This window comes from Acinetobacter legionensis (assembly GCF_057165765.1).
Map to the genome: position 1 here is coordinate 1,579,141 of NZ_CM169896.1, position 25,832 is coordinate 1,604,972.

Annotated in this window: 21 protein-coding genes and 3 tRNA genes; 10 read left to right on the top strand and 14 right to left on the bottom strand. The window is 37.6% G+C overall.

Going from position 1 to position 25,832, the window contains the following annotated elements:
* Positions 1-395: 395 nt before the first annotated feature.
* The 3 genes from AC2G3J_RS07110 to AC2G3J_RS07120 form a co-directional block, all read right to left on the bottom strand.
* The gene (locus AC2G3J_RS07110) at positions 396-677 is read right to left on the bottom strand and encodes a hypothetical protein (RefSeq protein ID WP_483770877.1); all 282 of its coding nucleotides are present in this window, start codon (positions 675-677) and stop codon (positions 396-398) included.
* 1,167 nt (positions 678-1,844) lie between these two features.
* On the bottom strand, positions 1,845-3,476 hold the full coding sequence (locus AC2G3J_RS07115) for a TROVE domain-containing protein (RefSeq protein ID WP_483770878.1): 1,632 nt from the start codon (positions 3,474-3,476) through the stop codon (positions 1,845-1,847).
* Between the two features lie 595 nt (positions 3,477-4,071).
* A complete protein-coding gene (locus tag AC2G3J_RS07120; protein ID WP_483770879.1) occupies positions 4,072-5,049 on the bottom strand; it encodes a ribonuclease Z in 978 nt (325 codons plus the stop codon).
* 271 nt (positions 5,050-5,320) lie between these two features.
* Here AC2G3J_RS07120 and rtcR point away from each other — a divergent pair, with 271 nt between their 5' ends.
* A complete protein-coding gene (rtcR, locus tag AC2G3J_RS07125) occupies positions 5,321-6,922 on the top strand; it encodes an RNA repair transcriptional activator RtcR (RefSeq protein WP_419327744.1) in 1,602 nt (533 codons plus the stop codon).
* Positions 6,923-6,974: 52 nt separating this feature from the next.
* Here rtcR and AC2G3J_RS07130 read toward each other — a convergent pair whose 3' ends face one another.
* The gene (locus tag AC2G3J_RS07130) at positions 6,975-7,607 is read right to left on the bottom strand and encodes an alpha/beta hydrolase (protein ID WP_336954423.1); all 633 of its coding nucleotides are present in this window, start codon (positions 7,605-7,607) and stop codon (positions 6,975-6,977) included.
* 124 nt (positions 7,608-7,731) lie between these two features.
* On the opposite strand from AC2G3J_RS07130, the gene yaaA reads away from it, so the two are divergent.
* Positions 7,732-8,511 (top strand): peroxide stress protein YaaA, encoded by a 780-nt coding sequence (gene yaaA, locus AC2G3J_RS07135; protein WP_004719270.1) that lies wholly within the window; start codon positions 7,732-7,734, stop codon positions 8,509-8,511.
* A 42-nt stretch (positions 8,512-8,553) separates the two neighbouring features.
* On the opposite strand, the gene AC2G3J_RS07140 is transcribed toward yaaA, so the two are convergent.
* Positions 8,554-9,126 carry a hypothetical protein gene (locus AC2G3J_RS07140; protein ID WP_056511990.1) on the bottom strand — a complete coding sequence of 191 codons (573 nt, stop codon included), beginning with the start codon at positions 9,124-9,126 and terminating at the stop codon, positions 8,554-8,556.
* A 56-nt stretch (positions 9,127-9,182) separates the two neighbouring features.
* Between AC2G3J_RS07140 and AC2G3J_RS07145 the strand changes: the two genes are divergently transcribed.
* Both AC2G3J_RS07145 and AC2G3J_RS07150 read left to right on the top strand, forming a co-directional pair.
* Positions 9,183-9,815, top strand: a complete 633-nt coding sequence (locus AC2G3J_RS07145; protein WP_483770880.1) for an HD domain-containing protein — start codon at positions 9,183-9,185, stop codon at positions 9,813-9,815.
* A gap of 137 nt (positions 9,816-9,952) precedes the next feature.
* Positions 9,953-10,642 carry a hypothetical protein gene (locus AC2G3J_RS07150; protein WP_004719277.1) on the top strand — a complete coding sequence of 230 codons (690 nt, stop codon included), beginning with the start codon at positions 9,953-9,955 and terminating at the stop codon, positions 10,640-10,642.
* Positions 10,643-10,678: 36 nt separating this feature from the next.
* Here AC2G3J_RS07150 and AC2G3J_RS07155 read toward each other — a convergent pair whose 3' ends face one another.
* On the bottom strand, positions 10,679-11,116 hold the full coding sequence (locus tag AC2G3J_RS07155) for a PaaI family thioesterase (RefSeq protein ID WP_004719280.1): 438 nt from the start codon (positions 11,114-11,116) through the stop codon (positions 10,679-10,681).
* Positions 11,117-11,224: 108 nt separating this feature from the next.
* Complete coding sequence (locus AC2G3J_RS07160; RefSeq protein WP_336954427.1) at positions 11,225-11,470, bottom strand: hypothetical protein; 246 nt, start codon at positions 11,468-11,470, stop codon at positions 11,225-11,227.
* Positions 11,471-11,638: 168 nt separating this feature from the next.
* Between AC2G3J_RS07160 and AC2G3J_RS07165 the strand changes: the two genes are divergently transcribed.
* Positions 11,639-12,058 carry a GFA family protein gene (locus AC2G3J_RS07165; RefSeq protein WP_419820263.1) on the top strand — a complete coding sequence of 140 codons (420 nt, stop codon included), beginning with the start codon at positions 11,639-11,641 and terminating at the stop codon, positions 12,056-12,058.
* 100 nt (positions 12,059-12,158) lie between these two features.
* Here the strand turns inward: AC2G3J_RS07165 and AC2G3J_RS07170 are convergent, their stop codons facing one another.
* The 6 genes from AC2G3J_RS07170 to AC2G3J_RS07195 form a co-directional block, all read right to left on the bottom strand.
* Positions 12,159-14,171, bottom strand: a complete 2,013-nt coding sequence (locus tag AC2G3J_RS07170) for a lipase family alpha/beta hydrolase (protein ID WP_336954429.1) — start codon at positions 14,169-14,171, stop codon at positions 12,159-12,161.
* A gap of 101 nt (positions 14,172-14,272) precedes the next feature.
* Complete coding sequence (locus AC2G3J_RS07175; RefSeq protein ID WP_336954430.1) at positions 14,273-15,199, bottom strand: ABUW_2363 family tetratricopeptide repeat lipoprotein; 927 nt, start codon at positions 15,197-15,199, stop codon at positions 14,273-14,275.
* Between the two features lie 475 nt (positions 15,200-15,674).
* Positions 15,675-16,499, bottom strand: coding sequence for a serine O-acetyltransferase (gene cysE, locus AC2G3J_RS07180; protein ID WP_336954431.1), 825 nt, complete (start codon positions 16,497-16,499; stop codon positions 15,675-15,677).
* Positions 16,499-17,332, bottom strand: coding sequence for an RNA methyltransferase (locus AC2G3J_RS07185; RefSeq protein ID WP_336954433.1), 834 nt, complete (start codon positions 17,330-17,332; stop codon positions 16,499-16,501). Before AC2G3J_RS07185 ends, cysE begins: the two co-directional genes overlap by 1 nt.
* Positions 17,333-17,373: 41 nt before the next feature.
* Positions 17,374-20,946 (bottom strand): DNA polymerase III subunit alpha, encoded by a 3,573-nt coding sequence (gene dnaE, locus AC2G3J_RS07190; protein ID WP_419327750.1) that lies wholly within the window; start codon positions 20,944-20,946, stop codon positions 17,374-17,376.
* Between the two features lie 479 nt (positions 20,947-21,425).
* Positions 21,426-22,298 carry an ATP-binding protein gene (locus tag AC2G3J_RS07195; RefSeq protein ID WP_336954435.1) on the bottom strand — a complete coding sequence of 291 codons (873 nt, stop codon included), beginning with the start codon at positions 22,296-22,298 and terminating at the stop codon, positions 21,426-21,428.
* A gap of 201 nt (positions 22,299-22,499) precedes the next feature.
* On the opposite strand from AC2G3J_RS07195, the gene AC2G3J_RS07200 reads away from it, so the two are divergent.
* From AC2G3J_RS07200 to AC2G3J_RS07220, 5 genes are all read left to right on the top strand, one after another.
* Positions 22,500-24,011, top strand: a complete 1,512-nt coding sequence (locus AC2G3J_RS07200; protein WP_336954436.1) for a DUF3336 domain-containing protein — start codon at positions 22,500-22,502, stop codon at positions 24,009-24,011.
* Complete coding sequence (locus tag AC2G3J_RS07205; protein ID WP_419327753.1) at positions 24,008-24,820, top strand: protein kinase domain-containing protein; 813 nt, start codon at positions 24,008-24,010, stop codon at positions 24,818-24,820. The genes AC2G3J_RS07200 and AC2G3J_RS07205 overlap by 4 nt, the downstream gene beginning before the upstream one ends.
* 108 nt (positions 24,821-24,928) lie before the next feature.
* Positions 24,929-25,013: transfer RNA gene (locus AC2G3J_RS07210), tRNA-Leu, on the top strand.
* Positions 25,014-25,054: 41 nt separating this feature from the next.
* A tRNA-Trp gene (locus AC2G3J_RS07215) sits at positions 25,055-25,128 on the top strand.
* A 36-nt stretch (positions 25,129-25,164) separates the two neighbouring features.
* Positions 25,165-25,249, top strand: a tRNA-Leu gene (locus AC2G3J_RS07220).
* A 174-nt stretch (positions 25,250-25,423) separates the two neighbouring features.
* Here the strand turns inward: AC2G3J_RS07220 and AC2G3J_RS07225 are convergent.
* On the bottom strand, positions 25,424-25,627 hold the full coding sequence (locus AC2G3J_RS07225; RefSeq protein ID WP_336954439.1) for a hypothetical protein: 204 nt from the start codon (positions 25,625-25,627) through the stop codon (positions 25,424-25,426).
* Positions 25,628-25,832: the final 205 nt, after the last annotated feature.

The following is a 25,832-nucleotide window of genomic DNA, read 5'->3' on the forward strand; positions in this document are numbered from 1 at the left end:
TTATTTTAGAGCCTTGTAAATATGCAAATAGAGTGATTGAAAATATTAGGCTATAAATACTACTAAGGAAATATCTTCCGCAATGTGGTGCAAATTTAGTTGTAAAATAGCCGAGCCAAATAGCTATTGGGAATGTTGATATAATTGAAAAATAATAAATTTTTGAGCAGGTTGGGATATCTTCTTGCTGGAAACCGCAACCCAAAGTGAGTGAAAGCAAAAAAATGACGTAGAAGAAAAATAAGAATATAAAAATTACTAAAGGAAATAAGAGGAAAGCAAACCAAGTACGCATTGTTATTATTCAGGATATTTATCATGTTACAGATTATAGTATGAAATCTAGTTTGGGAGAATTTCTTCTCCCAAACTAGATTTGATGAAATTTGTGAATCTTAATTTTTGTTCATATCCCATATCGTATTATCATCAGTTGGTTCATAATGTTCTTCGATATGGATTTTTAACCTCAGTGCGAGAGGATCATCTTCTAGGATTTGACTATGCCCATGTAAAAGTTTCAGTTCGCTTTTTTTACGACTTTTACTTGGCGGTTTTTCATGATAGTTCTGGCATTTCTTATACCAGTGGTTAGTTTCTAAATAGTACTTTTTGACTCTTAGTTTCTCTAAAGCAAGATCAAGATTGTTATCGTCAACAATAACTTGTATAGACATGATTTGCGTTTTACAGACTGACACCTGTCTTTGGTTTTAAGTTGAGACTCCAAGCTAGCAAATTTTTTGTTGATTCACAAGCATCGCTTTTAAACATGATAAGTTTAAAAAGAAAAGCAGCCACAAACGTTAAGATTGGATATTGTGAGTGAACACGATAGGAGGGTTTAAACCCTGCACTAAGGCGTTACCATGTAATCCAATTTATATTCGTGACTGCTTATCGTGTAAATCTATTTATTATAATGAGAGTACATCAACAAAAGGCTGAAGACAGTCGTGGCTCTACCAACTGAGCTACTGTATCTTGTTATACAGGGTGGTATCGAAGCACCGACAAACGCGTAATGTAGTCCTCAAAGCATTTGATCTACTTTCATTATTGCTTATACAAGATCAAAAAAGTTGGTGTTGGATATGTGCAGTACCCGAAATACTGTGCGTGAGATCGTGATGTAATCCAACAGGCATTTGATCGTTTAAACATAGGTCAAAGCCCATCAACAAATTTGATTATAAGACAAACAATTCACCGCTTTTGCTTTAAGCGACTGTATGTATATACAGCAGAGGAATCTAACCTCTGATCTGTGAATTCTAATGTAGTCCTATGAGTATTTGATGGACTGATGACCCCAGTATATTTTCATATACTGCCCTACAAGTGAATCAACAAGTTTTTCAAAGACGTTCGTGCCTTACCGCTTGGCGACCATCATCGAAATGATGGGGTGGATTCGAACCACCGATGACGTCAATTTTAAGATGTAGTCCTTGAAGCATTTGATTCTTTTACTGCTTTGCATAAACAAAATGTTAAAGACGTTTCGTTGCTCTATCCAACTGAGCTACTTTTCAAACTTGCAAAAGCGTGAAAAGGGTGGATTTGAACCACCGACCTACGCATTAAAGATGTAGTCCTTAACGCATTTTATGCGATGTATTTTGCCAACAAAGGTGTCGATAAAACATCAATTATTCAAAGTAATGTAGTTCTATCTGCATTTGGCAATTTCTTACTTAGCACAACAATTAAATATAGAAACAGCATAATCTTGAAATGTAGTTCCTATGGCATTTGTGCTTTTTATCTAACCCAGTCTTATCAAGTGTGGACATTGTTAAATGTAAACACTTGAAGAGACTCGATCAAATTTGTTTATACATTCAACTTGCATAAAGCTGAGTTTGTGTAATATCTATTTTTTCAATTTCGTTTACCCAATGATCTGCATGCATTTCATTTTTGGCAAAACTTTCAATCAGTTGAAATACCGTATCGGAAAACCCACCGACATTCATCACATCGCTATGTTCAGGCATTTGCGTAGTGGTATAGGGTTGCAGATCAACACACACCAGTTTTGCATCTGGGTTATGCTGTTTTAGCTGTTTCCAATAATGCATCATCCCAGTTTTTCGGTGTGATCTTGGAACTTGATCTGCCCATGATTCATTATCAGAGAAGAAAATTACCATATCAACTTTGGCATTTTCTTTCACTAACAGTTCCAAAGGCTTAGAGCAATCAGTTCCTCCACCACACATGCTGGCAAACATTTTAGCCAAAGCAAAAATATCAATTTCTGAATTTTGCTGTTTTCCAAAATGTTTTCGTTTTAAATATTCCTGTACTTTGCTGAAATTGGATAATTGACAAACTTCAGTATCAAACGGCATCAAACGAATATTTGGATTTACATATTTAAATGCACTAGCAAATAATGCAGCAGCATCTACGCAACGTAACTGAGAGGTTGCACCCTGACGATAACCTGTCACAGAACTTGACATCGAACCGGAAACATCAATCGCAATCACCACATTTCCTTCAAGTTTCGGTACATTGGCGATGGCACGCTGCATAGCAAACTTTAGCGCATTGGCAATTTCATGTGGCATATCCTCTGCAAGTGCTGACCAAGCCATCATCAATTGATATGGAAATACTCGACTTTTGGCTATGGCTTGCTCATCCATCAATTTATCGGCAATGATTTTTGTCATTCCTTTGATTTTAAAAACATCATGGCGTAAGAAGGTATTTAAGTTCATACGTAGCATTTGCCAAGAACCATTTTTTGCAATTTCGGCCCATTGTTTCGCATTCAAATTTAAATTGGTTAGAAGCTGCATCGGTACTTTAGGTACTTGTGTTGCTGTTCCCAATCGAAACTCTTCCAATGCCTGCACTTGAGTCGGTAATTGGACAAGTTGGTATTCTTTTCCTAAGACATAGGCAAAAAAAGCATCGTGTTGAACTGTCTTTGGTTTTGGATGAGTCATTTTTAACACATCGGCAAGTGAAGGGCTGTTTCCAATATTGGCCGCAATCAATTGTTGATCCGATGCTGAAAGAATCCATTTATTGACCATACGTTTCGGTAATGAACCTAATGACTTACGACCAATCATTCCAGAGCGCATGATTTGAACAAAATTTCTCAACTGTTTTCCATTATCAATAATCAAAGGAAAAACTTGCTTAAATAATTCTGCATCAAGTTCAGAAAGTAAAGCCAATAACACTACAGGTGTATCTTTCATATGTGCCTTTTGGCGTGCATAAATTGCAGTTTTAGCCACAAATTCAGGCTCTACTTCAAGCGCTAGGTTTAGAATATTATCAAGTTGCACTTGTGCATTTTGATAAAAGGTCTGATTCAGTGTACCTGTTGCAGCAAGCTGCGCTAGTGCGGCACGTGATTTTAATTTATATGCGCGACCACCAGCTTCGTTGTATTCAATGGTTTTTGGTTTTGCCTGTTGTTTAGAGGCAAAAATTGTCTTGTTCGCCATGACAGCATCCTCAAGTGATTTTTTAATTTCTTAAGATAGATATAGCAGAGAGTGTGCCAGGTTTTGTTTTGGAATGAAATTTTATTTTTAAGTGATTGATTTTATGAGTTTAAAAATTTTAAAAGTTCAGTGGTTATTTGTTTTTAAATTTAAAAGTTATAAGATAAAATATCTTTATTTATAGATATTTATCTTTATTTCTATTTTTAAATTAAAAATCAATGAGCCTAATGTTGTGCAAATAAAAAGGACACTAACTCCAGCTAAAAGCAAAGTTAGTTGGGGTACAGTCAACCTATTAAAAAACTCAGACACAAAAAGATGTTTTTTTTTAATTCATATTTTTAATTAAATTAATTGCATGGTGGAATAAACTATTTGAATATAAAAAGCTTGCACTGCCACACCTTTTGGAGATGAGGCCAAACCTTGCGCTGCAAACAAAGCTGAGCTTTGTTTTGCTCATGTTGGGCGAGGGGTAGATCCTGTACCCCCACATTCCTACACACAATGGGCAATATCCATATCTCCACACAATAGAACGACCATCTATGATTCAACAATATTGCATAGCGTTAAATTGAAGTTGGGACAATTACTTTTCCCAAGGTTTCCCGGTGCGAAGCTGTGTTAATTCGCCGTACATGTTTAATTCATACTGATCAAAATCATCAGCAATATAAAAATTGCCATGATAGTACTGGGCAATTTCATCACCAATGCTTTGCACACCTTGTGCATCGTGGTAACGGGCACTGAGATGCGTTGCAATTAAATTGGATAGCTGAATCGATTCGGCAAACTCAGCGACCATTTTTGCAGAACTGTGCATTGGACCTGTACCTACTTTGTCTAACACCGATTGAGTATAGGTGGTTTCATGAATCAGTAGTGCTGCATCCTGACAAGCGTTCGATAGTAATTCTGGCTGGTCGTTATCTCCACCGACAATGGCATAAACACTTTGAGTGTTTTGAATGAGAACCTCTTGACTTAAGATGGACTGCCCATTCCATTCAATATTTTGACCTTGTTGTAGATCACCCCAGAGTTTACTTTTCGGAATTTTGAGTTGATTTAAAACCTCAATATTGAGGTTGCGCTGAGTTTGTGTCGCTTTAAAGCCATAAGCATAACTTGTCACACGGTGGTGTAAGTGATGAACGTCAATAGAAATATGCTCATCCAATTGCAATGGACTCGTCAACGTATTTACATCGATAAAATGTATTGGATAAGGCAGAAAAAGTTCAGTGAATTGACAGGTAACTTCTAACCATTGCTGAATTTCTTTGGGTGCAATTAGCGTGATTGGATCTTTACGTGCATTCATACCAGCACTTGCCAGTAAACCCATCAAGCCATAACAATGATCGCCGTGTACATGCGTAATGCAAATGGCTTTTAAATGTTGTAAAGAGAGTTTTGCTTGTTGAATACGATGCTGTGTACCTTCGCCTGCATCAACCAATATCCAGTCTTTGCTTTTGCAATAATGAATCGCTAAACCTGACACATTGCGTGTTAATGTGGGCACACCAGAGGATGTCCCTAAGAATGTAAACTGTAACATGAGGAATTAAAACCTATTGAATATTTAAAATGTTTTCTATGATTGTTTTTACAACAAAGCAGGGTGGATTCCATCAAAAAGTGTCGAATCAGACGGTGATGGGAGAAGTGAGTAAAAGCTTTGTACATCAATAGTATAGTCGCATTATATTCAAAAGAGAAACTGAGATTTTTAAAATATTAAAAATGACGGTATAAACAGTATTTGATTTTTGACAAAATAAAACTATGCTTTAAGCAAGATATATAAAATTTTATAGATTTATAGAAATATGCAAAAATTTAAAAAAACAGTCGTGATTGGTTTTGTGGGTTCTACTTTAGATCAAGGGAAAAAACTTGATCGCTGGCAACGCTGGCGTCCCACCATAAGTTTGTTGATGCATGAAGATTTAGTGATTGATGAGCTGGTTTTGTTACATGATCGCCGTAATGTCAGCTTAATTGATCATTTGCGGCAAGATGCGTTAGAAATCTCACCGCAAACCCAGATTACTGGCCATAAGGTGTGTATCCGTGATCCTTGGGATTTTTCAGATATGTATGGTGCATTATATGACTTTGTAAAATCATATTCTTTTGATACTGAGAACAATCATTATTTATTACATATCACCACAGGTACTCATGTTGCGCAAATATGTTGGTATTTACTGGTTGATGCGCATTATTTACCAGCCAAACTCATTCAAAGTGCACCTACAGGTAAACAACAACCCGAGGGTGAATATCGGATTATAGATTTAGATTTATCTCGATATGCGGCATTAACCCAGCGGTTTGAACATGAACAATCTGAAAATTGGCAGCAGTTAAAAGCCAATATTGCCACGAAGAACCAAAACTTTAATCAAATGATTCAAGAAGTGGAATTGGTTGCAACACGCTCAAGTGCGCCAATTTTGATTATGGGTGCAACAGGGGTTGGTAAGTCGCATTTAGCCAAGCAAATTTATCAATTGAAAAAGGAAAAATTTCATTTTTCAGGACGCTTTATTGATGTGAACTGCGCAACACTGGTTGGTGATAGTGCGATGTCGACATTATTTGGTCATAGTAAAGGTGCATTTACAGGCGCTATTGCAGCACGTACGGGTTATTTGAAAAGTGCGGATAATGGCATTTTATTCCTCGATGAAATCGGCGAGCTAGGGTTGGATGAGCAAGCCATGTTGCTCAAGGCCTTGGAGGATAAGTCATTCTTTCCTGTAGGAAGTGATAAAGAGGTTCAGGCTGACTTTCAGTTGATTGCAGGAACCAATCGAGATTTACGTGAGGAAGTCCGTGCAGGGCGGTTCCGTGAAGATCTATGGGCTCGCTTAAATACATGGACCTTCTTTTTACCGAGCTTAAAAGATCGCGTAGAAGATATTGAACCGAATATCACCTTTGAATTACAACGTTTTGCTGTTGCGCATCAACGGCAGTTGCGTTTTCATACCGACGCCTTAGAAAAATATTTAAAATTTGCGCAATCTTTAGACGCCAGTTGGCAAGGGAATTTTCGTGATTTAACTGCAAGCGTAACACGTATGGCGACTTTAGCCAATGGTGAGCGTATTGGTTTACATGAAGTAAATGCTGAGATTGGCCGACTACAACAAATTTGGAATATTGCTGAAAATAAAGAGGCTTTAACCCAATCGTCACTGATGAAAATTTTAAGTGCTGAACAAGTGGCGCAGATTGATGAGTTTGATCGTATTCAATTGCAGGGGGTGATTGAGGTTTGCCAAAAATCGAAATCCATGGCCGATGCTGGACGGCGTTTATTTTCTGTATCTCGCGAGCAAAGACAAACCACCAACGACAGTGATCGCGTGAAAAAGTATTTGGCGAAATTTGGTTTGAGTTGGGATGATGTGAACGGATAAATAAAGTGACTCATTCACCTTATTTATCCTAGAATTCTTTTTAAATTCAGATTTATGGCACAAGAAGAAAACGCGAAATTGCGATTCTTAACTGCTTTAAATAACCTGTAAAGAAATGGTTTGCGCCTGGCAATACTGTAATTAAATGGCGCTGAGGTTTTGCCCATTCAAGCAAATCAGAGAGTTTAGTCGTCGGATCTGCTTCACCATGTACAAACAGGATATCGCCTTTAATGGCTGGGGTAACATAATGACGCAGACCATCTACAGTGGATGTTGGTAAACCACATAAGATCACTTGTTGCGGTTTAATTTCATCAGGTAGCGCATGATAGGCTTTTGCCATTACATGTGCACCAAAACTAAAACCGCCAACGTAGAAAGGTAGACTTTTGTGTAATTGTCTAACGTATCTAATGACCTCTAGAATATCTTCAGTTTCAGCAAAGCCTTCGTCATGGATTCCATCGCTTTGTCCAGAACCACGAAAACTTGGGCGATAGACCACACAACCCTGTTCAGAGAGGATTTGTGCAAGTAAAGCAGGAACTTTATGTTGAGGTGTACCACCTTGCAGTGGGTGAGGATGACAAACGACAGCAAAACCTTTTACTTCGCCCACAGGATAGTCAACAAAAACTTCAATTTTGCCAACCGAACCTTGAATGAACAGTTGTTCGGACATAATTTAAACGATCATAAGCAGGGAAGTGCGATAGTTTACCGATTCTGTTCACAGAAAACATGAATTGGAATTAAAATATCCCGACTGTTATAGTTTGATTAGTTATTTTTTGATCAGGAAGACCATGCTCGCCTTAATTTCCCCTGCTAAGACACTCGATTACCAGTCAGCACTACCGACCGATACGCACACTCTACCAAGACTGCTGGATCAATCTCAACAGCTTATAGACCTAAGTCGTAAACTCTCCGCTTCAGATATTGCCAGTTTGATGAGTGTCAGTGAAAAAATTGCCAATCTCAATGCGGAGCGTTTTCGTGACTGGAATGCTGACTTTAGTTTTGCCAACGCGCGACAAGCAATTTTTGCATTTAAAGGCGATGTTTATACAGGTCTGGATGCTTATAGTTTGTCGCAAGACGATCTCAATTTTGCGCAAGATCATTTACGCAGCTTATCCGGTCTATATGGCTTATTACGTCCTCTTGATTTAATGATGCCGTATCGTTTGGAAATGGGAATAAAACTTGCCAATACCCGTGGTCATAATCTTTATGAGTTTTGGGGGGATCGAATTACCGATTTGATCAATCAGGATTTGCAACAAAGCGGCTCAACGTTATTGGTCAATATTGCTTCTGATGAATACTATAAATCGGTCAAGGAAGCAAAAATTCAGGCTGATATTATTAAACCAGTATTCTTAGACCAGAAGAATGGTAAATATAAGGTGATCAGCTTCTATGCTAAAAAAGCGCGTGGCTTAATGGCTCGATACATCATTCAAAATCAATTGAAAAAAATGGATGATCTTAAATCCTTTAATACTGATGGTTATTATTTCGATGCCGAGAGTTCATTGAAAGGTGAACTGGTATTTAAGCGTGATGAGCAAGTTGCTTAAGTATTTCAATCGTTTAATGTATTGAAAGAGAGTTGGCTTGCTTTAAGCCAGCTCTTTTTCAAAAATAATGTATTCATGACCAAGCGAATTTACCGCTTTGATTTGAACAAAATCAAAGCCATCTAATTTTAATCTCTCAACAGAAATTATTTCCCCCGAAATAAGCTCAATTTCACCGTCTTGATTGAGAAAATCATCTAGTTCTTCATCATAATCTATATTGTGATAGACACTAAAAATGATCTCGAATTGATCCTGATTGTCCTGATCTTTATAAAAATGGATTAACGGTCTTTCGGTGATTTGTTTATGTGTAAACTCATCGCAGAACATGGGATCATAGCCATGTTGCGTACCATCAAAAAGTAAAATTTCTTCATTGCTTTCTACATCTACCGCGTAGATGAGTTCTGGTGCAAAGTCTGTCCCACAAATGAGCTGATATTCTTCAAAAATATCTCCATAATATTTGATTTTAAATCTTTTATTTTGTGTGGAGGACTGTATTTGACCTCGCCATTCAATATCAATGAGATCTTGAAAATAGTCAGCGTGTTTATAACAAGCAAATTTGTCTAAATGAGAAGGGGCTAAAAATTTTGATTTATTGATCATGGGATAACAGCCAAAAGTGTTGTATTAATATATAAAGTCTTAGATGTTCTATAAATATGATCATAGCTAAAACAGAAAATTACCTCAAACCATTCAATCAATATTGGGCTGAATTTGCGAATCAGATAGCAATCGAAAAAGAGCAGTGTATTTTTTTACAGCAGTTGCTTGTTGCTGCTTATACTGAGCCACAACGTCATTATCATACGGTTCAACATATTGTTGAATGCCTTGAGTTATTTCATCAAGTAAAAGCGCAATTGAATGATCCTATTGCTGTTGAGCTGGCAATTTGGTTTCATGATGCCGTTTATAATCCACAAGCAAAAGATAATGAACAACAAAGTGCTTACTTAATGCAAAAGCATTGTACGAATATTTTAACGCAATCGGTCTTAAACAAAGTTTCTCAATGGATCATTGCAACACAAGAACATCAGCCGTCTAATCAACATGATTTAAATTATTTACTTGATATCGATTTGGCAATTTTGGCTAGCCCCCCTGAACGTTTTGCAGAATATGAACAGCAAATTCAACAAGAATATGCATGGGTTGATACTGAAATCTATAAAGTCAAAAGAGCAGAAGTTTTACAGCATTTTTATCAAATGCAACCTTTGTATCAGACTGAATATTTTAGAAATCATTTTGAGCAAAATGCGAAAGTAAATTTGTCAAAACTTTAAAGGTGAATCTAGATCAGCATAGAAATCGTTATTATTCGGTCTTTTATGGATTTGCTGATTTCATTTTTATATTTAAATTTCATAACTTTAAGTATTTATTTTATTAAGAAACCTTAGTTTATATTTAGGAAAATATTTTGAACATTGTCAATATTTTGAGTTTATCAGTGCTTGTTTTCTTAAGCGCTTGTTCTCAACAAAATTCTCAGAATGCAGCTCCAGCGGAGTCTACGAAAAAAGTAGCGATTGCAGCAGATAATAATGACAAAGTTGATCGTGCAAAAGCTGATTCAGGAAAGTCAAGCAGTGAAGTTGAAGTCGAAATTCCTACGACTGTTACTGAAGCAAAAATAGAGCATAAATCTAAAGCGTTAAATTATCCTGATGAGCTTATACAGCAGGTAAAAGATGCACAGAAACATTGTAAGCAAGCTGTAGCGGTTGATATGAAAGATGTTGTTACGGTTGTGGATTTAATTGGGGATGATCAGCCAGAATATATTTATGAACCTGACTCAATTCGGTGTGTTGAAGATGGTGTATTTAGAGGGCATGGGGGAGATCAGCTGGTGATCTACCAATCTAAAGATCATAAAACCATACAAGAAATTTTTAACAGTGCGGTATTTTCTTATCAGATTATCAATAATCAAGCCAAAGCTATCGTTCAAGTCGAAGTTGGTGGGGGATACTGTGGGCAAAACATGGCAGAAATTAGCCGTGCAGAAGCAATCAATTGTAAGCGTAATTTGGAATGGGATGAGAGCCTAAAACAGTTGAAGATGGGTAAGATGTATGTTGATGAACCGAAGGCTAATGCTGAATAAGTGCTATTCAATATAAATAGCACTCTAAGCAGTCAATTATGTACGAATAATCATACAGGTCGCTGTTGCATGTGCATATAATTTGCCATCTTCATCGACCAATTTCCCTTCAGAAATGGCAAGACTTTTACTTAAATTAATCAACTGTCCAATAGCAAATAATTGCTTATTTTGAGGTACAGGGCGGCACATTTTTACATTTAAATCGATGGTGCCATAACCTACGCCTGCTTCTAGGGTGGTATGTACTGCACAACCTGTTGCTGAGTCTAAAACTGTTGCTGCAAAACCGCCATGTACGCCGCCTAAAGGATTTAAATGACGTTGGTCCGCTTTGACTTTAAAACTTGCATGACCATGCGAAATTTCATGTAAATCCATCGGGATGGTTTCACTAATCGATGCTCTAGGAATTTGTCCAGCAACCATTGCTTGTAGAAATTCAAGCCCTGTCATTTCTTTTGGGTGTTTCATATATTTATCCTTTATATAGGGTTCTAAAATAGAACTTAAAGTAAAATATGATGTTGGGGGATTTACTGTCAAACTTTTTATTGAATTTGAACGATTGAGTTGATCTTTTTAATGTTCAAAATCGTAGAATTTTTCAATATGGTTGGATTGATGAATGATTTTTAAATCAATTCTTTCACCCGTTGCCCACGTGGCAATCGATGCTTGTAAGTCGACATCAATAATATCGAGCTCTTTACATAAGGTCTGATCAGTTTCAATCACAATGAATTGAGGTGATTGTGTCTTTAGGCACTTTGCAATATACCGTTGAATATTTTGGAGCTGATAAACATCTATAATTTTATAACGCATACTTTTCCAAATATTATATTTAAATTGTTGTATTGACTAATTTAGAGTGAATCATTTAGGTTTTCAATTAAAAAGCATGAGTATGATAAAAAATATCTGTTTCACTATAATTTCTCTACATCATTGTAGTATCTTTATTGAAAATTTATAAAACATAAGGAAATTATTATGAAAGGGCAATGTGTTTGTGGGGCAACAACTTTTACGGTTGAATTAAAAAATCATGATGTTCATGCGTGTCATTGTTCAATTTGTCGTAGACAAACGAGCGGTGTAATTATGACGATTGATGTAGAACAGGGTAGTTTAAAGTTTACTCAAGATGATCACTTAAGTATTTATAATTCTTCTGAATGGGGCGAACGTGGGTTCTGCAATTGTTGTGGAACGAATTTGTTTTGGCGGACCAAAGACCGAAGCTATTGCAATATCAATGCATTTGCTTTGGATCAACAGCTTCAAGAACTAAAATTTAATATGGAAATTTTTATAGACAATAAGCCCGAATTTTATGCATTTAACAATGAGACAAAAAAATTAACCGAAGCAGATGTGATTGCACTATTTGCCGGAACCACTGATTCATAAGTGCGTTATTCACTGATTCGGATAAATTTTTATAAAACCAATAACTCCATGCCAGCCAATTTAAGATTGACTGGCATTTTTATTGCTTTAGAAGCTGAGTTTATGGTTTATAAAGTCCAAGTTCAGTCAAATGTAATCTTAAAATCCGTCTAAGTTCCAATACCGCTTCAGGTGTCTCTTGGATCGAATGACCACCTTTGATAATTTTCTCAGATACTGCACCGTCTAAATGTGAACTAGTATATGGAACGATTCCATCGGTCATTACGTTAGGATCTGTACTATTGGTGATATTGCCCATAATTGAGTGATAGATCATGTCTTTCTTCGGCATAACGTTTTCAGTCAATTTGGTGAAGTTTGAGCTATGGCTTAAGTCACTTGGACCATTTTGAATCAGTCCATGCCCAACATCTTTTAAAAAGTTTTTTGCATTTAAATCACGATCATCAATAGAGTCAGCTAAAGCCCCCAAGAATGCACCTGGCAACTTAATAATTCGACGAGCAGCTAAAGTGAACCAGCGATCAGCAAATGCAGTGCCACGATGTGGTGCTGAAATAAAAATAGCACGATCAAAATTAGGTATAGATTGAATAGTCAAACGAGATTTGAACATTGGATCATCTTTAAATTTATCAAATTTACGATTGTTCAACATCTTTAAGGCTGGTTGTGTCAGATTGGCATCACTGACGAGTAAGCGCGCAATAATCCCGCCCATACTATGCCCAATCAACACAGCATCTTTAGCAGAAGCAGAATTTTGATTAATTGAAGCAAAACCTTGATTAATGATGGCATTGATCTGAAAACGGCTTTCTAAGATCGGCATATTGGTGGAATAAAAGACCTGCCAAACTTGATAGTGCTCACGTAATACATTGTCGCCCATAATATCATTAGTTAAGCGAATCCAAGCTTCCGGGCTACTGGCGAGACCATGTACCAAAACAATCACTTTCTTATTTGGGTTGTATGGTTCAAGCATATACAAATGAGGCATAGTCAGGCTTTGATCGCGATCAATTAAGCTCAGATAAGCCGCAATACCTAAATTATTTTGAGCCAGCCATAGACCATAGGGCGCTGAAAAGTTTGCCGCAAGCGGGTATTGTTTGCCACCAATTTTTAAATTTTCAATGCTATAAGGATCATAAACATTCAGTTGAAAATTTGGGTTATGTAAGATGTTTTGTAGTGATTCCTTCGAATTTTCAGGTTGTGCTACAATACTGACCGATAAATAACGTGGTTGATGAATGTTGGGATTCATGCCATTTTTGTATTTATAATCAAATGGATTTACAATATATTTGTTTTCTTCAGGTGCTGTGGTGTTGGGTAAAATTGCAACAAATTCTGCACCGAAACCGTCTCTACGGTTGATTGAGCGTAACCCTGAGAAGTTTAAGTTATAGCTCGAAACAAGATCCTCAAGTTCAATCTGAGCCAGTGCAGGATAGCCATTAAAATTAATACGATAAGTGCTTTTGCCAACTTTAATTTGTTTTGCTACTTTTTGGTTTTTATTTCTTAGGGCATATGTCGAAATCAGTTTAGCTAATGCTTGATTATAAAAGTCACGTATCTGAACTTGTCGGTTATTAAAAATACGGTCTTGGGGTTGGCGTTCAGTTTTAAATAAATAGGCATAACTATAGCGGATGCTATTATCTAACATCACCATCTGCTGATCTAAACATTGCTCATAGTTTTTTTGGGAGGATTGTTGCTTGTCAGTGGATTGATGTTTAGAAAAAAGACTGACTTTACAATCTGATGAGTCGCCCAGATTGATTGCTTTGGTTAAGTAAATTTCACTTGCGGTCGAAAGTAGTTGTTCATCTTGAATCTGTGGGATTTCAGCTAAATCTGCCACACATTTTTCGGGTTCATCTGTACATGATTTGGCTTCTCGTCCAGTCATTGACAAAACATTTAAGCTGGCTTCACTCATTTTTGAACGTGTCAAAATGCTGTCACGTTCATTGGCAATAGTTACATTAACCTTTTGATTTTTTACACTGACAACTTGGCATCCGGATAAAATCAATGGACAAATTGCCAGAGCACAAAGCAAAATATTGTTTTTTGAGTATTGCATAATCATTAACTAGATCAATCTTTGTCTGAATCATACGTGAGTTTTATTCAATTGATAAACAAAAAAAATAGACTGAATGTTCAGTCTATTTTTTATATTTTATAAATTTATTTTGCCTGTGCTGGATTTTTTAATACCTGCCAAACGTTGTAACGACCTTGTTTTTCAATTTCTTCAATTAAACGATCTGCAACTTCAGCTTCTTCTGGGTATTTCACTTTATAATTTTTCAAGGTTTGGATTGCATTTTTCTTTTGCTCCATACCAATAAAGTTATTTGCAGAAGATAAATAGGCTTCTTGAACACCTTGTTTGATAGCTTTATCTAAATATGGGATGGCTTCTTTTTGACCGCCACCCTCTGATAAAGAGAAACCAAACCACAAGTTTGCTTCAGCATCATCTTTGTTGATTTTAAGGATACGTTGAGCATATTCTAGTGATTTAGTTGTATAAGATGAACCAAGGTCAAGGTTACGGCCCAAAATACTTGCTTTAAATGCACGAATCAAAATATCAAAAGAAGCATTTGGTGCAGCGGCTAATTGGTCAAGCTGAGTAGAGACTTCTTTTAACTTACCCTCAAAGCCTTTACGCTCTTTACGGTCACTAAATTGTGGTGGGTAATGGCGTGCTTTACCTTCAACCATTTGCAAGAAATCATCAATAGCAGTGATGTCAATTTCATTGTTTTCCGCAAGTACTGCATACTTCATAGCACGTTGTGAGCTATTCACTGTAGGTACAATTAGTTTATTGGTATCTAAAATGATTTTTTGGTTTGGATTTGCTGGATCAGTAACTTCAAGTTTGTTTACAGGTTGAGCCGATGCTTTTTTTAACTCCAACTCAAAAACAGGTGGTTGAGAGTAATCGAAAGGGTTTAGTGCATAGAACGGAGGAGACAATTCAGGCTCAGTGTAAATAAAAGGCTCGTTTACATCTACTTTGTTTTGTTGCTTGATGGGTGTTGTTGAACACGCCGTAAGTACTGAAGCTGCGAGTAATGCATATGCCAAAGGCTTAATCGTCATGTGTTTCTTCCATTAATTTATATTAAAAAACGTGCATGGGCATCAGTCTATGAAAAGACGTCTGAACATGCAACTTGATTTGGTTCGTATTATTAAAAATTATACATTACAGTCTATTGACACTTCATTTTGTAAAGTAGTTGGGTCTGTTGACATTTCATAAATGGCTTGCGTTGTAGGTTAAAATTGAGCAGGCAGGGGATGAAACAAAGAGAATAGCGAGACTGTTTTCGAGTTTCATAACGAAGGCTGAGATAATTTTAGCCACTACCCTGAGCAAGAACAAAGTACTGCTTTGTTTGCAGCGCAAGGCACAGCGGGGGACTAGCGTGTTTTTTGCCGCTACTTCGTTAGTTTGCGAAACAATGTTTCTCATCATTTAGAATGACTAAATTTCATATTTCGCGCCTAGTATCGCCTAAAAAACACACGTAGTCGCAAACGTAGACGAATTGTCAACAGACCCCAAGCAGCCTTATGCTTTCGATGAATGGTTTTGCGCCTCACATTCACGTCTAACTTCTTCAATGATTTTGATTTCATCTTCACTCAAAGGCTGCTCAATATTGTGTTGTAAATTGAACGTTGGGTCTAAAATTGATAAACGCTGGCACAAAATATTGAGGCGCTTTTCATTTTGTTCTAAGCGATCTAATAGAACACGCATACCATCAAGCATAGGATCGGATTGTTCTGGTACAGCTGCATAGGCTTGAAATTCTGTATTTTCAATAACACTGCTCATTTCTTCTGGACAACTTGGTTCAGGTGTTGAGATGATTTCTTTATCTTTGCTAATAAAGCGAGCAGGATTACCTACCGCCGTGACGCCATCCGGTACAGCTTTTGTCACCACAGCATTTGAACCTACTTTAGCATTTTTACCCACCACAAAAGGGCCTAGGATTTTTGCACCTGCGCCCACCACAACACCGTCAGCTAAAGTAGGATGACGTTTACCTTTATTCCATGTTGTGCCACCTAAAGTCACTCCATGATACAGGGTGACATCATCACCAATTTCTGCTGTCTCACCAATTACCACACCCATGCCATGATCGATAAAAAAGCGTTTACCTATTTTAGCGCCAGGATGAATCTCAATACCTGTTGCAAAACGACTAAAAGAAGACAAAATACGCGCTGAAGTTTTACAATCTTTTTCCCATAATTCATGGGCAACACGATGCATGATTAATGCATGTATCCCAGGATATGTGGTTAAAACTTCAAATGTATTACGCGCAGCAGGATCTCGCGCAAATACAGCTTGGATATCTTCTTTAAGCTGTTTTAGCATTAGTTTTGATCCTCATCTTTTGACTTTTTCCATGTACCATTATTTAAGGCTTGAACTCGACTAAAAATGCCTCTTAATAAATGATATTCCATCTTATCTAATTGTATACGCCCAAATAATCGACGCAAGCGTAAAGGCAGTAAACGTGGGTTTTTAGGGTCTAAAAACTCGATTTCAGCCAACATTTTTTCAATATGCGGATAAAACTGTTCCATTTGTTCGTGTGTGACCAAAGGTTCATCCCAGTGCATATCTTCTGAATCTGTTACACGCATCATCGCTTCAGTATCCAGTTTCTTATCAGCCAGTTCTAACGTTGCCATACGCATTTCATAGCACAGCACTTGAATTGCTTGAGCGACATTTAACACGCCATAATCACTATTTACTGGGACTGTAACGTGAAAGTTTGCCAGTGCAAGCTCTTCATTGGTTAAACCACGATCTTCACGACCGAAGACAATAGCGATTTCTTGCTGGTGTTGAATAACCGCTTGCATTGATTTTTGAGCCGCAGGGCGTGCATCAAGCAAAGGCCATGGAATGGTGCGACTACGCGCACTGGTTCCAAATACAATATGGCAATCTTTAATGGCATTTTCTAAGCTGTCGACAATTTCTATTTGCTCGATCAGATCTGCTGCACCAGCTGCCAACGCATCTATATCTGGGTGAGGGTAGGTTTTAGGCGCAACAAGCACAAGTTTAGTTAAGCCCATTGTTTTCATCGCACGTAAAGCACTTCCAATATTGGCAGGAAGTGTGGTATTGACCATGACAATACGTACATGACTTAAATGCTGTGAAATCACAGCATTGTCGAAAATATCCATGAATATTCCAAAATATTAAGCTTTAAATTCAAATAGGGAGGTTAAGAGAATTGGCCTGCATCTGCCATATAGTCATCCATTGCATCATCCATACTCATATTTTCTGGTGGCGGTGCAACTTGAGTCGGTTGGGCAAGTCCACGATGATCAACGGCTTTTGCCGCTTTAGATTTGACTTGGTATTCAATATGAATAGATTCTTTACCGAAGTAATCACGTAATTTCGAAAGTAACTCATCCAATGGGGCAACTTTCCATTGTTGACCTAAATGTAACTCAGCTGTGGCATAGTCGTAATCTAACTGGATCTGCATTGGGATATGTTGGCACATATCGACATTACAGAAGGGCAGTAAGATCTTTTGAATATCCGAGGCTAAAGTTTTAGTCATCACTTCAGTATTCAGTGTTATGGCAATGCTATTGGCACGCTTTTGTCGAATTTCATTGAGAGTGAATGCTTTGGTCAAACGTCCCATAGGACGGTCAAAACCTTCACGTTCATAAATTTCACCTTCAATCACAACCACTTTTTCATTTTGAATAATGTCTTTAAAGCGTTGGAAGCGTTCATGATTTGCAGAGACTTCGATACGTGCTGTGCCGTCATCAAGGGTAATCATCATCCGATTTGGGAAATTGGCAATATCGACCACTAAACCTGCGAAAACAGTAGTTACACCACGGCGAGTTGGGGTTAATTCATTAATTTTATTTGGAATAAAGGATTTTAATTCTGCACGATAGACATCAATTGGATGACCTGTCAGATATAAACCTAGTGTATCTTTTTCGCCTTTTAGACGCACTTCATCTGACCAAGGCTTTACAGGTTTAGCAGGCTTACGTTGAACCTCTTCAACTTCACCAAATAAGTCCATGATACCCGTTTCACGATTTGAACGTGCTTGTTCAGCTGCTTGGACAGCTTCAGGAAGTTGAGCCATTAAACTTGAGCGTTCAATTCCCAAACAGTCCAGTGCACCAGCGCGAATCAATGCTTCCAATGTTCTTTTATTGATTTTTTTCAAATCTACACGGTGGCAGAAATCAAATAAATCTTTAAAAGGACCATCTTGCTCACGTGAATCAATCACGGATTGCATGGCCTGTTCGCCGACACCTTTAATTGCACCTAAACCATAAATAATGGTGTTTACATCACTGGCATAGAATTGGTAGAACGACATATTTACCGATGGCGGTAATACCACTAAATTGTTGATTCGACAGTCATCAATTAAAAACACAATGTTATCAGTGTTTTGCATTTCCGAAGACATGACCGCAGCCATAAATTCAGAAGGGTAATGTGCTTTTAACCAAGCCGTTTGATAGGCAACTAAAGCATACGCAGCGGCATGTGATTTGTTAAAACCATAGCCTGCGAATTTTTCCATATAGTCAAAGATATGGTTGGCTGTACCTTCATCAATATCTTTTTTCGCAGCACCTTCAATAAAGGTGGCACGTTGCTTGACCATTTCCTCGACTTTCTTTTTACCCATCGCACGACGAAGTAAATCTGCACCGCCCAGTGTATAGCCAGCACAGAACTGTGCGGCTTGCATCACCTGTTCCTGATATACCATGATCCCATAAGTGGGTTCGAGTACACTTTCTAACAGCGGATGTAAGTATTCAAATTCCCCACCATGCATACGATGGATAAAGTCAGGAATAAGGTCCATTGGACCCGGTCGATATAAGGATACGAAGGCAATAATTTCTTCAAATTTACTTGGGCGTGCTTCTTTAAGCATTTTTTTCATGCCCACGGATTCAAACTGGAATACCGCGGTGGTATTTGCATCAGCAAATACTGCATAGGATTTAGGATCGTCTAAGGGAATGTTTGAAATATTTAACGGCTTATCAGATTGAATACGCTTATTGATATTTTGAATCGCATCTTCAATTACAGTAAGGTTACGTAAACCCAAGAAGTCGAATTTTACTAAACCTGCAGCTTCTACATCATCTTTATCGAATTGGGCAACCCGCCCTGTACCATCAGCTTCACACAAAATTGCCGAATAATCGGTGATTTTGGTTGGTGCGATGACCACACCACCAGCGTGTTTACCAGTATTACGGGTAATGCCTTCAAGCTTGAGCGCCATTTCCCAGATTTCAGCAGCATCGTCATAATCTGGGTTGGATGGATTGGTAACGATATCTTTAAGTTGTGGTTCAGCCTCAATAGATTCTTCTAAGGTGAGGCCTAAAGGTTTAGTCGGAATCATTTTAGAAATACGATCTGCCAAACCGTAAGATTTACCTAAAACCCTTGCTACATCTCGAATCGCACCTTTAGCAGCCATGGTACCGAAGGTTGCAATCTGAGAAACCGCATCACGACCATAATGGCGTGCCACATAATCGATGACCTTATCACGCCCAGCGATACAGAAATCGATATCAAAGTCGGGCATGGATACACGTTCTGGGTTTAAGAAACGCTCGAAGAGTAGGTCATAACGCAGCGGGTCTAAGTCGGTAATTTTTAAACTATAAGCGACCAGTGAGCCTGCACCTGAACCACGACCAGGGCCTACAGGAACACCATTATTTTTAGACCATTGAATGAAGTCCATAACGATGAGGAAGTAACCGGGGAAATCCATTTTATTGATAATGCCAAGCTCATAGGCCAGACGTTCATCATAAGGCTTACGAATTTCAGCCCAATCTTCATCACGTGTTTCAACAGGATAAAGGAAGTCTAAGCGTTCTTCTAAACCAATTTCAGAAAGATGCTCAAAGTAAGAATGGATGGTATGCCCTTCCGGAATCGGATAGTCTGGTAGATCATGGAATCCTAAACGGAGTGAAACTGTACAACGCTTTGCAATTTGTAAGGTGTTTTCTATCGCACTTGGAATATCTGCGAATAACTTAATCATTTCAGCAGAGGTTTTAAAATATTGCTCAGGGCTGTAGTGCTTAGGGCGTTTATTATCACCTAGAACATATCCATCTGCGATACAAACGCGTGCTTCATGTGCTTCATAATCTTCTGGTCTAACAAAATGCACATCATTATGTGCCACAACACCAATATTGTATTTTGCAGCAAGTTTAACTGCTTCTTCATTGAAGCTTTCTTCTAATGGGCGACCTGTTCGCGTCAATGCTAAATAAACACGATTGCCAAATTTTTCGATCCATTGTTCTAACAGCGGTTCGGCTTTTTCAGGATAAGCTGCACAAAGCATTTCTCCGACATCACTATGTAGACCCAAAAGTACAATGATGTCTTGAGACTGTTCAAGCACCCACTCTTTTTGTACACATGGAATCGACAGTTGTTGTCCTTCAATAAAGCCACGAGAGACAATTTCAGTCAACCCACGCCAGCCCTTATTGGTCATCGCCAGTAAAGTTGCTTTATGGTTGGCATCGTTTAATCGAATTACACTGCCGAAAATAGGTTTAATCCCTTTCCCCAGCGATTTGTTGTAAAACTTAACTGCTGCATGCAGATTGGATAGGTCTGTAATGGCTAAAGCAGGCATTTCATCAGATGCGGCAGCTTTAATCAGATCAGGTATACGTACGATCGATTCTGTAATAGAGAATTCGGTATGAATACCAAGATGAACAAACTGCATAGACCTATCCTATATGAAACTGCCGGCTATTTTATCACGCTTAAACTGTGATGTGCTGAAATAAAATGTTCTGGATGAATTATTGATTTGCATTTAAGTTATTGAAATATATTTAAATATACTGAATTTTTTAATTTTGGCTTTTAGTTGCATGATTAACCAGCAGTCAGTTTGAGTTATATGTTGGCAGGCGGTTTTGCATGGGAATAAAGAAATTAAGCTTTATTTGAATCATATGGATTAAATAAAGTAGCAGTGTTCGTCCGTGCGATTGTGTTCAGATGAGACCAACACGCAGGGACACTTTAATGTGCGATAAATAAGTTTAGGATGACTAAGCCAATAAAAATATGATCTTTTATTGGAGAGTCTGCTATTCGCTTAGCTTGGTCATGTATATTGAACCGATTTATTTGATGAATAATTTAAAGCCCTGACTATTATTCAGTTAGAGCTTTGTATATCTAAAAAAGTTGGGCTTATAATGCCTTTAAACGTTCTGAACCAATCCAATGTTTAGAGAATTGATATGCTGCACGACCTGAACGTTGACCACGTGCCTGACACCATCTTAAAGCCTCCGCACGAACATCCTCAGTAAAGGGCATTGCTGCTTTTGCCAAATAATGTTCCACAATTTCTAAATAAAGATTTTGATCCATTGGATAAAAAGACAACCACATACCGAAACGATCTGATAATGAAATCTTTTCTTCGATGGCTTCTTGCGGATGCAACTCTTTATATTGCGGCACATCGACTTTGGTTACAGGCGTGTTTTCATGCATAAATTCGGGCAATAAATGACGACGGTTACTGGTTGCGTAAATCACAAAATTACTTGAGCCAGATTGTAGCGAGCCATCTAACACGCTTTTTAAACTACGGTAATTTTCATCTTCAGCATTAAATGCCAAGTCATCACAATAAACGATGAACTTTTCTGGCCGATCTTTAATAATTTTTTGAATTTCTGGCAAGTCAGACAAATCATCTCGTTCAATTTCAATTAAACGTAAGCCTTGTTCTGCATACTGAGTAAGTAAAGAGCGAACAATGGATGATTTTCCTGTGCCGCGTGAGCCAGTCAGTAAAATGTCGTTGGCAGGTAAGCCGTGTAGAAATTGTTCAGTATTTTGTAAAATTTTAGCTTTCTGCCGTTCAATCCCTTTAAGATCATCCAAATGCATTGCTTTCGGGTTATAAATCGCTTTGAGTTGTTTATCGTGCCACCTAAAAGCCACTGCTTTAAAGTCAGTATCTTGTTTCTTTTCAGGAAGGACTTGATGTAACTGATCCAGAACAGTGGATAATTTTTGGATGATATTGTCAGGTAAGTCGAAAGTTGCCATATCCGTTCGCTATTTTCAGAAATTACAATGTGTGGTTGATATTAGCACAGTAATTTTATTGAGCTAATCTCAATAGGCGATAATTGGAATCTAAAGCAAGAATTAAATGACTTATGGTAATTGATTATCTGGTTATTTTTCAGCATAGTTTATCGACAGGTATTTAAAAGTGTCGGATTAAAAATCAAAGGAATATTAGAAATGTTATTAGAACTTACTCAAGATTTAAATCCGCATCAGGCTTATCGTATTAAAAAACTAAAAAGAAAACTGAAACATGCAGAAAACTATGAAGAGTGGAAATCTATAGCGTTAAAACTGGATGAAGAAACGGGGGCACAGGAGTGGAAGCTAGATAATACCTCACCATATTTTGATGCTGAAATTATTTCCCATCGATTAAATTTATTACGCCGTTACCGAATGCAAAATCGAACCCAAGACTTGATGTATATCCTTAGAGAGGGATTTAGTCATGATGTTGCCAATATTGGGCACCCGATGTTATTTGCGCATACCTATGTTGGTACAAAAAAAATAATTGAAGATTATATTGAGGAAGTGAGTAATAGTTTGGCATTCATCGCTTCAGATGGTTGCCAAACTTTATGTCATGAAAGTAAAAGGAAGTTTTTTGAAAACTGTGAAAAGGCCTATGGTCAGCCCGCACTGATGTTTTCAGGTGGGGCAACCTTAGGTTTATTCCATAGCGGTGTTTGTAAGGCATTAATGGAACAAGACTTGATGCCCAAAGTACTTTCAGGTTCGAGTGCTGGCGCAATTATGACGGCGATGTTGGGGGTAAATGAACCAGGTGAAATTCCAAACTTACTCAGTGGTGACCAATTTTATAGCGAAGCTTTTCACTTTCGTAGTGTAAAAGAATTAATCAAAGGCAATGGTGGTTTTGCAGATGTCCGATATCTTAAAAAATTCTTGGTTGAAAATTTAGGCGATGTGACTTTTCATGAGGCTTTTGAAAAATCAGGCTTGGATATTAATGTCACCGTTGCACCTTATGATGTTTCTCAAGAAGATGTACGCATCATGAATAAATATACCTCACCAGATTTGTTGGTCTGGAGTGCAGTATTGGCATCCTGTGCTGTACCTGTTTTATTTCCACCTGTGCGTTTAATTAGTAAACGTTACGATGGTGTACATACTCCTTATTTGGCCAATACCCGTTGGGTGGATGGCAGCGTACGAAATGATTTCCCTCAAGAGCGCATGTCACGTCTTTATAATTTGAATTACACCATTGCCAGTCAGGTTAATCCACATATTGTACCGTTTATGCAAAATGATGAAGAACGTTACCGTAGAGATTTACTGAGTTGGCCTGAACGTATCGTACGTAGTCAAGGACGCATGGCTGCAATGGGGATCATGGATTTTGCTCGAGGTCGTATGGGAAGAGTGCCATCTATGCGTCGTTTACTCGATCACGGTTACGGTATTATTGACCAGCGCTACTATGGTGATGTCAATATTATTGGGGAGTATAGTCTACGCCATTATAGCTATATGTTACAGAACCCACGCCCATATCTATTTAAGCTGTTGCAACGAGAAGGTGAGCGTGCAACTTGGCCAAAAATTTCAAGTATAGAAACACATGCACGTATTGGTAAAACAATCCAACATTGTCTAGAAGTTTTGAATCATCCTATGACGAAAGATATACCAGCAGAACAATTGATCGAAGTATGAGCCAAAGCAGAATTCTTCCAGTTGCATATAATTCAATCCAAAGTCAAAAATTTGGTCGCCGTGTTTATCAAATTCAACAGGGACAGCAATGGTTTTGGTTGAAATTGCAGCTCAAAAATTCGAATCGCTGTTATCAACAGCACTTTTTCAATGAGCTAAACTGCTATAGCAAATTGAATGCATTGGAGACAGAATCTCAGCCTGTAATATTAAACTTTTCAATATTTGATCCATTTCAGCAATTTAAAATTGAAGAAGAGGTCATTGATCAAGCTTTATGGGTGGAAGATGTCCCAAAGCTTTTTCAGGATGCACCTGATTTACTTAGCTTGGCTGAAATTGGTATACGATTGATACTCAGCTTAGATGTGCTTGAACATCTGCATGACTATGGTTATCTGCATGGCGATATCAAAGTTGAGCACTTTCGGGTTAAGGGTGGAAAAAGTTATTTGATTGACTTTGAACAGGCTGTAAAAATAGCTCAAGACGCAAATCTAACAAGTATTGAGACACATACAGCAACACCAAGGTATATGGCACCAGAATTGTTTCATGCGCAAGTAAAATCATTTCAATCCGATATTTATGCGCTGGGAATCGTTTGGTTGGAGTGGTTGACACAACAGCGGCTATCTGCAAAAAGCTATCAAGATTGGGCATTTTTGCATTGTCAGGAGTTAAATGTGGTGTTACCAGAGCGATTTAAAATTTTTGAAATGGTATTAACAGCAATGTTAATGAAAAAAACAGGGCAACGTTGTTCAAATATTTATCAAATAAAACAAGTATTAAGCCAAATTGTTTAAACAAAAAGCAGTATTTGCAACATTTGTTTTTTATTTAAACAAACGAGTGTCTTTTTCGAAAAAAGGGCTTGTCATAATAAAACGATCTCTATAATATACACAGCCATTGGGGACGTGGCGAAATTGGTAGACGCACTGGATTTAGGTTCCAGCGCCGCAAGGTGTGAGAGTTCGAGTCTCTCCGTCCCCACCAAGCAATTCATTTTGCGGTACTAAAGCAAAATGAAGTGTTATAGAGGATTGGTGTAATGGTAGCATGACGGTCTCCAAAACCGTTCGTCAAGGTTCGAGTCCTTGATCCTCTGCCAAGTTATTTAAAAAGACTAAAACGTTAGTTTTTATTCGGGGACGTGGCGAAATTGGTAGACGCACTGGATTTAGGTTCCAGCGCCGCAAGGTGTGAGAGTTCGAGTCTCTCCGTCCCCACCAAATTTAAAAAAGCATGATGAAAATCATGCTTTTTTTTATGGCTAAATTTTTATTCTGATGATGCTGTATCTTATCTTAGTCATAGGTTTGGGAATTTAATTTTATCCAGATCAAAAAAAGACCTAAACGAAATCGTTTAGGTCTTTTTAAAGAGAAACTTCATTTACACACTTACTAAGCCTTTAAGTGATCCTCAAACTCTTCACCGAGCTGTATCGCTAAGTTATTACCTGATAAATCACAAGTGACTAAACCATATTCTTTTTTAAAGCTGAAAGTAAATCCTTTTCCATCAGCTAAATTTTTTACTGAATAGCCTAATTTTTCTAACCAAATACGAAAAGCGATTAAATTCTTTGCCTTTACAACCTTTTTCACAGAAGATCTCCTTAATTCCTGCCTATAAATTTAATAGGGGTGATCATTAAATTTTTAAAGGGGAAACTTGATGAAAGTTATTTTTTATATCAATATTTGAGCAATTTGAGAAATGAGGCTTTTGTATCATTGCGTATTTTTTTGCTATAAATATGAATAAAATGTGAATTTATTATAAAATAGTTAAATAAAACAAATTGTTAAA